General features: G+C 61.0%; 9 protein-coding genes. 8 read left to right on the forward strand and 1 reads right to left on the reverse strand.

Going from position 1 to position 15495, the window contains the following annotated elements; all coding sequences use genetic code 11:
• The first annotated feature begins 200 nt into the window (after nt 1–200).
• The 6 genes from recC to yfiB all read left to right on the forward strand — a co-directional run bounded on the left by recC (nt 201) and on the right by yfiB (nt 11895).
• Nucleotides 201–3653: an exodeoxyribonuclease V subunit gamma gene (gene recC / locus AC4IHP_RS15635; protein ID WP_460123753.1), complete on the forward strand. Its 3453-nt coding sequence runs from the start codon at nt 201–203 to the stop codon at nt 3651–3653.
• The gene (recB, locus tag AC4IHP_RS15640; protein ID WP_490832107.1) at nt 3650–7336 is read left to right on the forward strand and encodes an exodeoxyribonuclease V subunit beta; all 3687 of its coding nucleotides are present in this window, start codon (nt 3650–3652) and stop codon (nt 7334–7336) included. Before recC ends, recB begins: the two co-directional genes overlap by 4 nt.
• Complete coding sequence (gene recD, locus AC4IHP_RS15645) at nt 7333–9441, forward strand: exodeoxyribonuclease V subunit alpha (RefSeq protein ID WP_490832108.1); 2109 nt, start codon at nt 7333–7335, stop codon at nt 9439–9441. The genes recB and recD overlap by 4 nt, the downstream gene beginning before the upstream one ends.
• A 119-nt stretch (nt 9442–9560) precedes the next feature.
• Complete coding sequence (gene yfiR / locus AC4IHP_RS15650; RefSeq protein WP_490832109.1) at nt 9561–10130, forward strand: regulatory sequestration protein YfiR; 570 nt, start codon at nt 9561–9563, stop codon at nt 10128–10130.
• Entirely contained in the window at nt 10127–11395 is a 1269-nt protein-coding gene (gene dgcN / locus AC4IHP_RS15655; protein WP_460123766.1) for a diguanylate cyclase DgcN/YfiN, read from the forward strand. Before yfiR ends, dgcN begins: the two co-directional genes overlap by 4 nt.
• Complete coding sequence (gene yfiB / locus AC4IHP_RS15660; protein ID WP_490832110.1) at nt 11395–11895, forward strand: outer membrane lipoprotein YfiB; 501 nt, start codon at nt 11395–11397, stop codon at nt 11893–11895. Before dgcN ends, yfiB begins: the two co-directional genes overlap by 1 nt.
• On the opposite strand, the gene AC4IHP_RS15665 is transcribed toward yfiB, so the two are convergent.
• Nucleotides 11892–12839 (reverse strand): LysR family transcriptional regulator, encoded by a 948-nt coding sequence (locus tag AC4IHP_RS15665; protein WP_490832111.1) that lies wholly within the window; start codon nt 12837–12839, stop codon nt 11892–11894. The two genes, yfiB and AC4IHP_RS15665, sit on opposite strands and share 4 nt — an antisense overlap.
• A gap of 148 nt (nt 12840–12987) precedes the next feature.
• Here AC4IHP_RS15665 and AC4IHP_RS15670 point away from each other — a divergent pair, with 148 nt between their 5' ends.
• Entirely contained in the window at nt 12988–14514 is a 1527-nt protein-coding gene (locus AC4IHP_RS15670) for a CoA-acylating methylmalonate-semialdehyde dehydrogenase (protein WP_460123775.1), read from the forward strand.
• Nucleotides 14515–14524: 10 nt separating this feature from the next.
• The gene (mmsB, locus tag AC4IHP_RS15675; protein WP_490832112.1) at nt 14525–15412 is read left to right on the forward strand and encodes a 3-hydroxyisobutyrate dehydrogenase; all 888 of its coding nucleotides are present in this window, start codon (nt 14525–14527) and stop codon (nt 15410–15412) included.
• The last annotated feature ends 83 nt before the right edge of the window (nt 15413–15495 follow it).

Raw genomic sequence — 15495 nt, forward strand, 5'->3', positions numbered from 1 at the left:
GATGGTAGTGTGGGGTTTCCCCATGTGAGAGTAGGTCATCGTCAAGATTAAATTCCGAAACCCCAATTGCGAAAGCAATTGGGGTTTTGTTTTGCCTGCGAGAAAGTTCTTACAGCCTTTGCAGACCTCGTCCGGCTGTCACATCCGGCCGACAATGCTAAGGTTCTGCCTCGGCTTAAGCGATCTTTCAAGGAATCCATATGTCGGACGCCCAGTCCCTCAACGCTGCATTCATGGTGGTTCAGAGCAATAGTCTCGATGAGCTGCGCAGCCTTGTGGTCAGCATCATGCGGCGTTACCCACTGGCACCCCTGGAGAATGAAATCGCTTTAGTGCAAAGCAACGGCATCGCCCAATGGCTCAAACTGGCATTGGCCGAGGATCCCGAAGACGACGACCTTGGCGGTTGCGGGATCGCTGCGGCGATTGACGTGCAATTACCCGGCAGTTTCATGTGGCAGCTCTATCGCATGGTGCTGGGAAGAGATGAAATTCCAGCGAAATCCCTGCTCGATAAAGCGCCGTTGACCTGGCGCCTGATGCGCCTCTTGCCACAGGTAATCGACCTTCCACATTTCGAACCGCTGCAACGCTTCCTCACTCACGACAGCGATTTGCGCAAGCGCTATCAATTGTCAGAGCGTCTGGCTGATCTGTTCGATCAATATCAGGTTTATCGGGCCGATTGGCTGGAAGATTGGGCTGAAGGTCGGCATCAATTGCGCAATGTCAGAGGTGAAGTAAAACCGCTGCCGCCGACCAGTTGCTGGCAGGCGGAGTTATGGCGCGCGCTGCTGGATGACGTCGGCGAACAAGGCATGGCGCAGAGTCGCGCAGGTGTGCATCAACGCTTCATGGAACGCATCAACACTCTTGATGAGGCCCCGGCTGCGTTGCCGCCGCGCGTGATCGTCTTTGGCATTTCTTCATTGCCCGCACAAGTTCTTGAAGCGCTCGCCGGTTTGGCACGTTTCAGCCAGGTGCTGCTTTGCGTACACAACCCTTGTCGTCACCACTGGGCCGATATCGTCGCCGACAAGGATCTGCTGCGACATCAATACAAGCGCCAACAACGCAAAAGCGGGATGCCAGTTGTACTTGATGCCGAGACCCTGCATCAGCACGCACATCCGTTGCTGGCCGCATGGGGTAAACAAGGTCGCGACTATATCAACCTGCTCGACAGCTACGACGATCCCAACAGCTACCGCGCAGCCTTTCGTGACGGCCGCATCGACCTGTTCAGCGAAGCCCAGCCGCACAGCATGCTTAACCAGCTTCAGGACGACATCCTCGAATTGCGCCCCCTCAACGAGACTCGTGAGCTCTGGCCTGCGGTCGACCTGGCCCAAGACCATTCAATACGTTTTCATATCGCCCACAGCGCTCAGCGCGAAGTCGAAATCCTGCACGATCAACTCCTGGCGCGTTTCAGTGCCGACCCGGATCTGCGCCCGCGAGATGTGATCGTCATGGTCCCGGATATCGACAGCTATGCGCCGCATATCCGCGCGGTTTTCGGTCAGCTCGATCGATTTGACCCGCGCTTCATTCCGTTCACTTTGGCGGATCAGGGCCAGCGTGGACGCGATCCGTTATTGATCGCGGTCGAGCATCTGCTCAAGCTTCCGGACAGCCGTTTCCCAGTCAGTGAGATCCTCGACCTGCTCGACGTCCCAGCGCTGCGCGCTCGTTTTGGCGTAGAAGAGCGTGACCTGCCAACCCTGCATCGCTGGATCGAAGGCGCCGGCGTGCGTTGGGGCATGAGCGCTGAACAACGTGCCGGTCTCGGCCTGCCGGAGGAACTGGAGCAGAACAGCTGGCATTTCGGTCTACGCAGAATGCTGCTGGGTTACGCCGTCGGCAGCGCTGAGGCGTGTGCAGGTATCGAACCTTATGATGAAATTGGTGGGCTTGATGCCGCTCTGATCGGGCCATTGGTTGCTCTGCTGGATGCGTTGGAAATCGCTCATCAGCAACTCACGCAACCGGCTCAACCGAAAGAGTGGGGTCTGCGCTTGCAGGCGCTGATGCAGGTGTTCTTCCAGGCCAGCAACGAGCATGACGATTATCTGCTGACCCAGTTGGAGGAGCTTCGCGAAACCTGGCTCGAGACCTGCGAGGCAGTGGGGCTGACTGACGAGTTGCCGCTGACTGTCGTACGCGAAGCCTGGCTCGCCGGGCTGGATCAAGGGCGTTTATCGCAACGATTCCTGGCCGGTGCGGTGAACTTCTGCACCTTGATGCCGATGCGCGCGATTCCATTCAAACTGGTCTGTCTGCTGGGTATGAACGACGGCGACTATCCGCGCGCCCAACCGCCTCTGGATTTCGACCTGATGGGCAGCGATTACCGGCCTGGCGACCGCTCACGGCGTGAAGATGACCGCTACCTGCTACTCGAAGCGCTGTTGTCTGCACGTAATCAGCTCTACATCAGTTGGGTCGGTCGCAGCATTCGCGACAACAGCGAGCGACCAGCTTCGGTGCTGATCGGTCAGTTGCGCGATCACCTCGCCAGCGGCTGGCGTTCAATCGACCCAAGCCAGGATCTGTTGGACGCGCTGACCGAAGAACATCCTCTGCAACCTTTCAGCGCCCGCTATTTCCACGAAGACGAGCAACTGTTCAGCTACGCCAGCGAGTGGCAGGTGTTGCATCAAGAGAAAGCGCAGCAAAGTGAAGCACCCTTACTCGCGCCATATGTTCAAGAGGAACCGCTGACGCTGGCATTGCTCCAGGACTTTCTGCGTAACCCGGTTCGGCATTTTTTCACTCAACGCCTAAAGGTGTATTTCGAGGCCGCGCAAGCACCGCTGGCCGATGAAGAACCTTTCGTGCTGGACGCGCTGCAGCGCTACACGCTCAGCGACAGCTTGCTGGAAGCCGCGCTCAGCCAGCCGGACAATATCGATCAGGCGCTGCAAGCCCGTGCGCTACGCCTGCAAAACAGTGGCCTGCTGCCTATGGCCGGTTTTGGCGAATGCCTGCAGCGTGAACTGATCGAACCGCTGCCGGATCTTCTGCAGCGTTATCAACAGTTGCTGACGTTATGGCCGACGCCGTTGACCAGTGCGATCCCGGTCAGTCTCGACTTGCAAGGTATGCGGCTGGAGGGCTGGCTCGCAAGCCTGCATCAACGCGCCGATGGCGGACTACTGTCAGTCACCACCATTCCCAACAGCATCGGCTCGATCAAAACGCGCAAGTGGCACCGGCTGACCAAACCGTGGGTCACCCATCTGGTCGCCTGCGCCAGCGAACATGCGTTGACGACGGCATTGGTCGCCAGTGACGACACACTGTTGCTTGAGCCAATGGAGCGGGACCGAGCGCTGCGATTGCTCGGTGACTTGCTGCTCGCCTGGCAAACCGGCATGCGCCAACCTTTGCCGATTGCGATAAAAACCGCGTTCGCCTGGCTGTCGCAATCCGACCCGGTCAAAGCCGAAGCCGCTGCGCGAAAAGCCTATGAAGGTGACGGCCAGACCAGCGACGGCGAGCGGCGTGAAAGCCCGGCACTGCTCCGACAATACCCCGACTTCGATGCTTTATCGGCAGACGAAACCTTCACTGGCTGGTGCGATGCCTTGTACCGCCCATTATTCGAAGCGACCTGGCGTTCCTTGTCCAGCGAAGGCGCACGCTCATGAGTACCAAGACACCGTTAGCTCTGGCCTTCCCGTTGCGCGGCAGCCAACTGATCGAGGCGAGCGCCGGCACCGGCAAAACTTTCACCATCTCAGCGCTTTATCTGCGGCTGATTCTTGGCCATGGCGGCGAAACAAGCGGTTTCACACGCGAATTGCTGCCGCCGCAAATACTCGTAGTGACGTTTACCGACGCCGCCACCAAAGAACTGCGTGAGCGCATTCGAACCCGCTTGGCCGAGGCGGCGCGTTTCTTCCGCGACGAGATTCCCGCTCCTGACGGACTGATCGCCGAACTGCGCGATCAGTTTGATCCGCTGCAATGGTCCGGCTGCGCCAACCGCCTCGATATCGCCGCGCAGTGGATGGACGAAGCCGCGGTTTCGACCATTCACAGCTGGTGTCAGCGCATGTTGCGCGAGCATGCGTTCGATAGCGGCAGCCTGTTCACGCAATCGCTGGAAACCGATCACAGCGATTTGCTCGGTGAGGTGCTGCGCGATTACTGGCGGCTGTTCTGCTACCCGATGCAGGGCGATGCGCTGAATTGGGTGCGCAGCAATTGGGGTGGCCCCGCAGCGTTGCTGCCTCGGGTCCGCGGCTTGTTTGCCAGCGAGCGTGACACCGATGGCGGCAAGGAGCCGGGTGAACTGATCGCAGAATGTTTGCTGGAGCGGCGAGCAGCATTGGTCGAACTGAAAGCGCCTTGGCGTGACTGGGCAGACGAACTGCTTGCTCTCTGCCACGAAGGCGTGGCCAGCAAAACCGTCGATGGCCGCAAGATGCAGGCGCGTTATTTCGAGCCCTGGTTCGAGAAACTAAAGACCTGGGCTGAAGACGAGGCGCTTGAACAACTGGACATCGGCACCGGCTTCACTCGGCTAACACCTGATGGTATGGCCGAAGCCTGGAAAGGCCAGGCCCCCAGTCATCCGGGACTGGACGCCATGTCCTGGCTCAAGTCGAGCCTTGACGCTTTACCAACGCCCGATGCCGCCGTTCTGCAACACGCCGCCAAGTGGGTCGGTGAGCGCTTTGAAGAAGAGAAGCGCCGTCGCGCAGAAATGGGTTTCGACGACATGCTGCTGCGTCTGGATGCAGCGTTGCAATCGGAGGGCGGCGAGCGTCTGGCGACGTTGATCCGCGAGCAGTTTCCGGTGGCACTGATTGATGAATTCCAGGACACCGATCCGGTGCAATACCGCATCTTCGAAAGCATCTACCGCATCGAAGATAATCACCCTGACACCGGCCTGTTCCTGATCGGCGACCCCAAGCAGGCGATCTACGCCTTTCGCGGTGCTGACATCTACACCTACCTGCGTGCACGTCAGGCGACCACTGGCCGCTTGCACACCTTGGGGACCAACTTTCGCTCCAGCCACGGCATGGTCACAGCGGTCAATCATGTATTCGAACGCGCCGAGTCCCGAGAACAGGGACGCGGCGCGTTTTTGTTTCGCGAGAAAGACGGCTCGAACCCGGTGCCGTTTCTGCCAGTCGAGTCTCAGGGACGCAAGGAAACGCTGCGGATAAACGGACAAGATGTCGCGGCGCTGAATGTCTGGCTACTGCCCAGCGAGCAGCCGCTGTCCGGCGCGGTCTATCGCCAGCAAATGGCCGCCGCCTGCGCCAGTGAAATCACCAGGCTGCTCAATGGCGGACAAACCGGCAGCGCTGGTTTCGTTCAGGCAAATGATTTGAGAGGTTTGCGTCCTTCTGACATCGCGATCCTCGTTCGCGACGGTAAGGAAGCCCAAGCCGTCCGTTCCGAGCTCGGCGCCAGAGGTGTGCGCAGTGTTTATCTCTCGGACAAGGATTCGGTGTTCGCCGCGCAAGAGGCGCATGACCTGCTGGCCTGGCTGAAGGCTTGTGCCGAGCCTGATGTCGAGCGCTCGCTGAAGGCTGCGCTGGCCTGCACCACACTTAACCTGCCGCTGATCGAACTGGAGCGTCTGAACCAGGACGAAATGGTCTGGGAAGCCCGGGTCATGCAGTTCCGCGGCTATCGCGAACTTTGGCGCAAACAGGGCGTGTTGCCGATGTTGCGCCGCCTGCTTCACGACTTCCACCTACCGCAAACCCTGATGCAGCGCAGTGACGGTGAACGCGTGCTGACCAACCTTTTGCACCTCTCGGAACTGATGCAGCAAGCCGCCGCTGAACTGGACGGGGAGCAAGCGTTGATCCGCCATCTGGCCGAGCTGCTGGCACTGTCCGGTCAGGCCGGCGAAGAGCAGATCCTTCGTCTGGAAAGCGACGAGCAACTGGTCAAGGTGGTGACCATCCACAAATCCAAGGGCCTCGAATATCCATTGGTATTCCTGCCATTCATTTGCTCGGCGAAACCGGTGGATGGCAGCCGTTTGCCGCTGCATTACCACGACGCTGCGGGCAAGGCGCAGATCAGCCTCAAGCCTACCCTCGAGTTGATCGCCCAGGCTGATGATGAGCGTCTGGCCGAAGATTTGCGTCTTCTGTATGTCGCATTAACGCGCGCGCAGCATGCCTGTTGGCTGGGCGTCACTGATCTCAAGCGCGGCAATAACAACAGCTCGGTGCTGCACCTGTCGGCGTTGGGTTATTTGCTCGGTGGCGATGCCGCTTTGGGCGAGTCCAGTGAATTGAACCGTTGGCTACGGGATCTGCAGCAAGATTGCCCGGCCATCGGTATCGGCGAAATGCCTCAGCCCACTGACGAGCATTACCAGCCGCCGCGCAATGAAGCAGTGCTACGAGCCACACTACGGCCCAAGCGCAAAGCCAGTGAAAACTGGTGGATCGCTTCCTACAGCGCGTTGCGTATCAGCGACGTATTGAGCGTCGGCAGCGATGAAGCACCGGACAGTCCGCAGGCGCAAAAGCTCTTTGACGACGAACGCCTCGACCCCGACGCACCCCGGGAAATTATCAGTGGTGGCGCCGATATTCATCGTTTTCCTCGCGGACCGAATCCCGGCACGTTTTTGCATGGTTTGCTCGAATGGGCAGGTGCTGAGGGTTTTGCGGTAACCCGCGAGGCGCTGGAGGATGCGATTGCCCGGCGCTGCAACCTGCGCGGCTGGCAAGGCTGGATCATCACGCTGACGGACTGGCTGCAGCATCTGCTCAAGTCGCCGTTGCCGATCGCGGGCGGGCAACCGCCGGTGATTCTTGAGCAACTGAAGCAATACCGCGTCGAGATGGAATTCTGGTTCGCCAGCCACAAGGTCGACGTGCTCAAACTCGACGAACAGGTGCGCCAGCACACCCATAATGGCGTCGCCCGTGTTGCGGCAGAACCGGTTCAACTCAACGGCATGTTCAAGGGGTTTATCGACCTGACCTTCGAGCACGCGGGTCGCTATTACGTCGCCGATTACAAATCCAACTGGCTCGGCGTGGATGATCAGGCCTACACCGTGCAGGCGATGGAGCAGTCGATCCTCGACAACCGTTATGACCTGCAATACGTACTGTATCTGCTGGCACTGCATCGCCAGTTGAAGGCGCGGCTGGCGGATTACGATTACGACCGCCATGTCGGCGGGGCGCTGTATCTGTTTCTGCGCGGTACGCGTGCCGAAAGTCGTGGCGTGTACTTCGTGCGTCCGCCACGGGAATTGATCGAACGCCTCGACCGGATGTTCCAGGGCAAACCCGAACCCAAGTCCGAACCCGCCTGGGAACAGGGAGTCCTGCTATGAGCCGCACATTCGCCGATCTGCTGCCGACACCACTGGAAGCGGACAGCCTGTCGAAACTCTCGCCGCTGACCCGCGCCGATGATTTGCTGTTGTTGCTGAGCCGTTGGGTCGAGCGCGGCTGGTTGCGCGCGCTGGACCGGGCCTTCGTCGCTTTCCTGCATGAACTCGAGCCCGAGACCGATCCGTTGGTGCTGCTCGCGGCTGCGCTGACCAGCCATCAACTCGGCCATGGTCATGTGTGTCTGGACCTGTTCGAAACCCTCAAAGCGCCGGATTTTGCACTGTCATTGCCGCCCGAAGGCGACGTGCAGGGCGGTGTGTTGCTGCTGCCCTCACAACTGCTCGAAACGCTCGATGGAGCTCATTGGTGCAAAGTGCTGGCAAGCAGCTCGCTGGTCGCTCTGGCCACTGATGCGAGTGAAACAGCGCAGACACGTCCGTTGGTGCTGTCCTCGAAACGCCTGTACCTGCGCCGTTACTGGAGCTACGAACGCCGCATCGATGCAGCTTTGCGCCAACGCTTTTTGCAACAGGAGCCGACGCCAGATGATCTGCCGCAGCGCCTCAATGAATTGTTCGGCGGCGCGGAATCTGCAGCTGTCATCGATTGGCAAAAACTCGCTTGCGCCATCGCGACGCGAAGCGCCTTCAGCATCATCACCGGCGGCCCGGGTACCGGCAAAACCACTACGGTGGTGCGCTTGCTTGCGTTGCTGCAGGCACCGGCTGTCGAGGCTGGCCATCCGCTGCGCATTCGTCTGGCGGCACCGACCGGCAAGGCCGCTGCACGCTTGACCGAGTCGATCAGTCAGCAAGTGCAATCGCTGCAAGTCGCCGAAACGGTGCGCGCGGCGATCCCCAGCGATGTGACCACCGTGCACCGTTTGCTCGGCAGTCGACCGGGCACCCGCCACTTCCGTCACCATGCCCGTAACCGCTTGCCGCTGGATGTGCTGGTGGTCGACGAAGCTTCGATGATCGACCTGGAAATGATGGCCAACCTTCTCGACGCCATGCCGGCCCATGCGCGGCTGGTACTGTTGGGCGACAAGGATCAGTTGGCCTCGGTCGAGGCCGGTGCGGTATTGGGCGATCTGTGCCGTGACGCCGAGGGCGGTTGGTACAGCCCGCAAACGAGGCAATGGCTGGAATCAGTCAGCGGCGAGTCGTTGCAGGGCAGCGGTTTGCATGAAGACCGCCACGGCACCCATCCGCTGGCGCAACAAGTGGTGATGCTGCGTCACTCGCGCCGTTTCGGCGAGGGCAGCGGCATCGGTCAGCTCGCGCGCCGAGTCAACCAGCAATTGGCCAACGAGGCGCGACATTTGCTCGCGGCCGGCAGTTACGCCGACGTGTATTCGCTGCCGCTTAAAGGCGAACATGATCAGAAACTCGAACGCCTTCTGCTTGAAGGTCACGGCAACGGCCCGCAGGGTTACCGCCATTACCTGAGCGTACTGCGCGATCAGCGTCCACCGTCGACGCAGCCACTTGAGCATTCGGCCTGGACCGATTGGGCGCGGGAAGTCTTGCAGGCGTTCGATACGTTCCAGTTGTTGTGCGCCGTGCGCAAAGGGCCGTGGGGCGTTGAAGGTCTGAATCAGCGCATTACTGCTGCGTTGCTCAAGGCGCGTCTGATCGAGAGTGACCAGCAGTGGTATGAAGGTCGGCCGGTGCTGATGACTCGCAACGACTATGGTCTGGGCCTGATGAACGGCGACATCGGCATCGCCCTGAAACTGCCCGAGCGTGAAGGCGCAGAGATCGGCAGAACCGTTCTGCGCGTGGCCTTCCCGCGTAACGATGGTCAGGGCGGCGTGCGCTTTGTGTTGCCGAGTCGGCTCAATGATGTCGAAACCGTGTACGCCATGACGGTGCATAAATCCCAGGGCTCGGAGTTCGCGCACACGGCGCTGATCCTGCCTGATGCGCTGAACCCGGTACTGACCAAAGAGCTTATCTACACCGGCATCACTCGCGCCCGGCACTGGTTCACCTTGATCGAGCCGCGCGTCGGAGTGTTTGAGGAAGCGGTGCAGCGCAAGGTCAAGCGTCTGAGTGGGCTGATGCTGGAACTGGAGGAGGGCACCGTGCCTCAGGGATGAAGCGCTGAATGACCGACAACGAATACTGACCAACCGGTCAGAGGCCGGCGCCTCGCTGGCGTTCTGGCGCTGTGCTATCGTTGCGGCATCATTTCGTTACGCTCCAAGAGAATCCCTCCATGAAGGTGGCCGTCTGGGCGACACAGCGTGTGGTGGCCTGCCAGCACGCATTGCTGATCGTTTTGCTCTGGTTGTTCACGGGCAGCGCCATCGCACAGGCGCAAGCCGGGCCGGCCGAGCAACGGGCCAAAGCGGTCACGCAGGTGGTTCTTGGCATCCTCAGCTATGCACGCTGGCCGGTGGAACCGGCGCAGTTGCGCCTGTGCATCGTCGGCCCTACCGAATATACCGATGACCTGGTCAAAGGAACTACGCAAGCCACGGGCCGGCCGGTGGCTGTGCGGCGGCTGCTGGCAGACAATCCGGCCATCGTCAGCGAATGCGACGCGGTGTACATCGGCAAGCTGACTGCTGATGAACGCAGTCGCTTGTTCGCATCATTGATCGGGCATCCGGTGCTGAGCATCAGCGAAGCGGATGATCAATGCACTGTCGGCAGTCTGTTCTGCCTGCGCGTTGGCGATGAACAAGTGTCGTTCGAGGTCAATCTGGACTCCGTGGCTCGCAGTGGTGTGCGCATTCACCCCAGCGTGTTGCAGTTGTCCCGTCGCAAAGCGGCGGCGCCATGAAACTGTTCAGCTGGAAGGCTCGCCCGACCCTGGGCTCGGTCATCGGCCGTGGGCATTTGATCGTCGCGCTGGTGGCGGTGGCGATGGCCAGTGTTTCGCTGACCCTGCTGGGCGTACTGGCGCTGCGGGTGTATGCCGACCACAACCTGCATTTGATCGCTCGTTCTATCAGCTACACCGTCGAGGCGGCCGTTGTTTTCAACGACAAGGCGGCGGCGACCGAGGCGCTGGCAATCATTGCTTCCACCGAGGAAGTGGCAGATGCCCGGGTGCTGGACGCGCAAGGCCAATTGATCGCGCAATGGCAGCGTGCCGAGACCGGCTTGTTCTCCGAGCTGGAAATGCAGATCACCCGCGCCATTCTGGAAAAGCCGGTCAGCCTGCCGATCGAGCATCAGGACCGCGAAATCGGTCGTGTCCTGCTCATCGGTCACGGTGGCAGCCTGATGCGCTTCCTGCTCAGCGGCCTGGCCGGTATTGTGCTGTGCACCGCGATCAGCGCCTGGGTCGCGCTTTATCTGGCGCGGCGGCAGTTGCGCGCGATCATCGGCCCGTTGCACAGCCTCGCCTCGGTCGCCCACGCCGCGCGCAGTGAGCGAGCGCTGGACCGGCGCGTGCCGCCGGCGCAGATCGCTGAGCTGGATAATCTGGGCAACGACTTCAATGCCTTGCTCGGCGAACTCGAGTCCTGGCAAACCCATCTGCAGAACGAAAACGAAACCCTCGCCCATCAAGCGTCCCACGACAGCCTCACCGGGTTGCCCAACCGCGCGTTTTTCGAAGGCCGCTTGATCCGCGCCTTGCGCAGCGGCAAAAAACACGATGAGCGGGTTGCCGTGCTGTTTCTCGACAGCGACCGCTTCAAAGGCATCAACGACAACTTTGGCCACGCCTCGGGCGACGCAGTGCTGGTGGCGATCGCCAACCGTGTGCGAGCGCAATTGCGCGAGGATGATCTGGTCGCGCGGCTGGGCGGCGACGAGTTCGCCGTGCTGCTGGCGCCGCTGCATACGGTCGAAGACGCTGAGCACATTGCTGACAAGATCCTCGCCAGTATGGACATGCCGATCAGTCTGCCCGGCGACACCAGTGTGGTGACCTCGCTCAGTATCGGTATCGCCGTCTATCCCGATCATGGCGCCACGCCGGGCGCCTTGCTCAACGCAGCCGACGCGGCGATGTATCAGGCCAAGCGCCTGTCGCGCGGCGCGCAATTCACCGCCGGGTCGGAGCGCCCGGTCGATTCCGTTCACACCAGGAGCTGATGCCCGTGTTCACACTTCCCTTTCGACTGTTTTCCGCATTGTTGTTGATCGCCGCACTGACTCTGAGCGGTTGCCAGACCGCCCCGCAGAAAGGCCTGACACCGGCGCAGGTTGCCGTGCTCAAACAGCAAGGTTTCGAATTGACCGACGACGGCTGGGAATTCGGCCTGTCGGGCAAAGTGCTGTTTGGCAGTGACGTCGAAAGCCTGAACGCAGCCAGCACGGAAATCGTCGAACGCATCGGCAAGGCGCTGCTCGGCGTCGGGATCGAGCGGGTGCGCGTCGATGGCCACACCGATGCGTCGGGCAAGGAAACCTACAATCAGCAACTGTCGCTGCGCCGGGCCAAGAGCGTCGCCAACGTCCTCGGCACGGTCGGCATGAAGCAGGAGAACATCCAGCTGCAAGGCCTCGGCAGCAGCGAACCGGTAGCCTCCAACGACACCGCAGCAGGGCGCACGGAGAATCGCCGGGTGTCGATTGTGGTCAGCGCCGATTAATCGGCAAAGCGCATCTCCCGCGTTTCCCCCATCAACAATGCCTGATTGCGTTCAGTCACTTCGCGAATGTAATCCCACAACAACGTAATCCGCTTCAACTTGCGCAAATCCTCGCGGCAGTACATCCAGAACTGCCGGGTGATGTCGATTTCCTCCGGCAACACCGGCAGCAATTGCGGGTCCTGCGCGGCGAGGAAGCACGGCAGGATCGCCAGCGAGCGCCCCTGCTGCGCGGCGACGTATTGCGCGATCACGCTGGTGCTGCGCAAATGTGCGCTGGCGCCGGGCAGCACGTTGGCCAGGTAAAGCAGCTCCGAGCTGAACGCCAGGTCGTCCACATAACTGATGAATTGATGCTTGCTCAAGTCCGCCGGGCGGCGGATCGGTGGGTGTTTGTCCAGATAGTCCTGGGTTGCGTACAACTGCAAGCGGTAGTCGCAGAGTTTGCAGCAGACGTACGGCCCGTGCTCCGGCCGCTCGAGGGCAATGACAATGTCGGCCTCGCGCTTGGACAGGCTGATGAAGTGCGGCAGCGGCAGGATGTCCACCGAGATTGCCGGGTAGGCGTCGACGAAGTGGCTCAACTGCGGGGTGATGAAGAAACTGCCGAAGCCTTCAGTGCAGCCCATGCGCACATGGCCTGACAGGGCCACGCCCGAGCCGGAAACCTGTTCGCAGGCCATGTGCAGCGTGCTTTCGATCGACTCGGCATAACCGAGCAAGCGCTGGCCTTCAGTGGTCAGGACGAAGCCGCTGGTGCGGGATTTTTCGAACAGCAATGTGCCGAGCGCCGCTTCCAGCGAACTGATCCGTCGCGATACCGTGGTGTAGTCGACAGCCAGGCGTTTCGCGGCGGTGCTGGCCTTGCGGGTGCGGGCGACTTCGAGGAAAAACTTCAGATCGTCCCAGTTCAGCGAGCCTAGGGAGGTGATGTTTTTTTGCATGATGGACGGGCTTATATGTGCGTTCTTATTAGAAGTTTGCACATCTATACTCCAAAAACCGTCCGACAACCATTCTGGACACACGCCTCATCTCAAGGCGAACCTTTCGCCTTGGCTCCTACGATAAAAACAAGTTCTGGAGACCAGCATGAACGCATCGCTTACGCCCAACGACACCACCCTGCAAAAGGTCAAACTGCTGATCGACGGCGAATGGGTCGAGTCGCAGACCACCGAGTGGCACGACATCGTCAACCCGGCCACCCAGCAAGTGCTGGCCAAGGTTCCGTTCGCCACCGCCGCTGAGGTCGATGCCGCTGTCAGCGCCGCCCAGCGTGCTTTCCAGACCTGGAAACTGACCCCGATCGGCGCGCGGATGCGCATCATGCTCAAATTGCAGGCACTGATCCGCGAGCACTCCAAACGCATCGCCGTGGTCCTCAGCGCCGAGCAGGGCAAGACCATTGCTGACGCCGAGGGCGATATTTTCCGTGGCCTGGAAGTGGTCGAGCACGCGTGCTCGATCGGCACTCTGCAAATGGGCGAGTTCGCCGAAAACGTCGCTGGCGGCGTCGACACGTACACCCTGCGCCAGCCGATCGGCGTGTGCGCCGGCATCACGCCGTTCAACTTCCCGGCGATGATTCCGCTGTGGATGTTCCCGATGGCGATCGCCTGCGGCAACACCTTCGTGCTCAAACCGTCGGAACAGGATCCGCTGTCGACCATGCTGCTGGTGGAGCTGGCGATCGAAGCGGGCGTCCCTGCGGGCGTGCTCAACGTCGTTCACGGCGGCAAGGATGTGGTCGATGGCCTGTGCACGCACAAGGACATCAAAGCCGTATCGTTCGTCGGTTCGACCGCTGTTGGCACCCACGTTTATGACCTGGCCGGCAAACATGGCAAACGCGTACAGTCGATGATGGGCGCGAAAAACCACGCCGTGGTGCTGCCCGATGCCAATCGCGAGCAAGCGCTGAATGCCTTGGTCGGCGCCGGTTTCGGCGCCGCCGGGCAACGCTGCATGGCCACCTCGGTGGTGGTGCTGGTGGGCGCTGCGAAACAGTGGCTGCCGGATCTGAAAGCGCTGGCGCAGAAGCTCAAGGTCAACGCTGGGAGCGAGCCGGGCACCGATGTCGGTCCCGTAATTTCGAGGAAAGCCAAGGCGCGGATCCTTGAACTGATCGAAAGCGGCATCAAGGAAGGCGCCAAGCTTGAACTGGACGGTCGCGACATCAGCGTGCCGGGCTACGAGCAAGGCAACTTTGTCGGCCCGACCCTGTTCTCCGGGGTGACCACCGACATGCAGATCTACACCCAGGAAATCTTCGGCCCGGTGCTGGTGGTGCTGGAAGTCGACACCCTCGATCAGGCGATCGCGCTGGTCAACGCCAATCCGTTCGGCAACGGCACCGGCCTGTTCACCCAGAGCGGCGCGGCGGCGCGTAAATTCCAGACTGAAATCGACGTCGGTCAGGTCGGCATCAACATCCCGATTCCGGTGCCGGTGCCGTTCTTCAGCTTCACCGGTTCGCGCGGCTCGAAACTCGGCGACCTCGGCCCGTACGGCAAGCAAGTGGTGCAGTTCTACACGCAGACCAAAACGGTCACGGCGCGCTGGTTCGACGACGACAGCGTCAACGACGGCGTGAACACCACCATCAACCTGCGCTGAGGATTCGATCATGAAAATCGCATTTATCGGGCTGGGCAACATGGGCGCGCCGATGGCGCGCAACCTGATCAAGGCCGGCCACTCGCTGAACCTGGTCGACCTGAACAAAACCGTGCTGGCGGAACTGGAACAACTGGGCGGCAGCATTCGCGCTTCGGCGCGGGAGGCGGCGGAGGATGCCGAACTGGTGATCACCATGCTCCCGGCCGCTGTGCACGTGCGCAGCGTCTGGCTGGGTGAGGAGGGCGTGCTCGCCGGCATTCGCCAAGGTGTGCCGGCGGTGGATTGCAGCACCATTGATCCGCAGACCGCCCGCGATGTCGCATCGGCCGCCGCCAAACACGGTGTGGCCATGGCCGATGCGCCAGTCTCTGGCGGCACTGGCGGCGCGACCGCCGGGACGCTGACATTCATGGTCGGCGCAACGCCGGAACTGTTCGCCACCCTGCAACCGGTGCTGGCGCAGATGGGCCGCAACATCGTGCATTGCGGTGAAGTCGGTACCGGCCAGATCGCCAAGATCTGCAACAACCTGCTGCTGGCGATTTCGATGGTCGGCGTCAGTGAGGCGATGGCGTTGGGCGATGCGCTGGGGATCGACACCGGCGTGCTGGCCGGGATCATCAACAGTTCGACCGGGCGTTGCTGGAGTTCGGAGATGTACAACCCGTGGCCGGGGATCGTCGAAACGGCGCCAGCCTCGCGCGGGTATACCGGCGGGTTCGGTGCGGAACTGATGCTCAAGGATCTCGGCCTGGCGACGGAAGCGGCGCGGCAGGCGCACCAGCCGGTGGTGCTCGGTGCGGTGGCGCAGCAGTTGTATCAGGCGATGAGCCAGCGTGGTGACGGTGGGAAGGATTTCTCGGCGATCATCAATAGCTATCGCAAGCCGCAATAGAAGGCCCGTGGTGAAAACACCTGTGGGAGCGAGCCTGCTCGCGAAGACGGCATCAGCCTCGAACATGGAGTGACTGGCAGACC

It is taken from the genome of Pseudomonas sp. UF-293, from assembly GCF_058245595.1.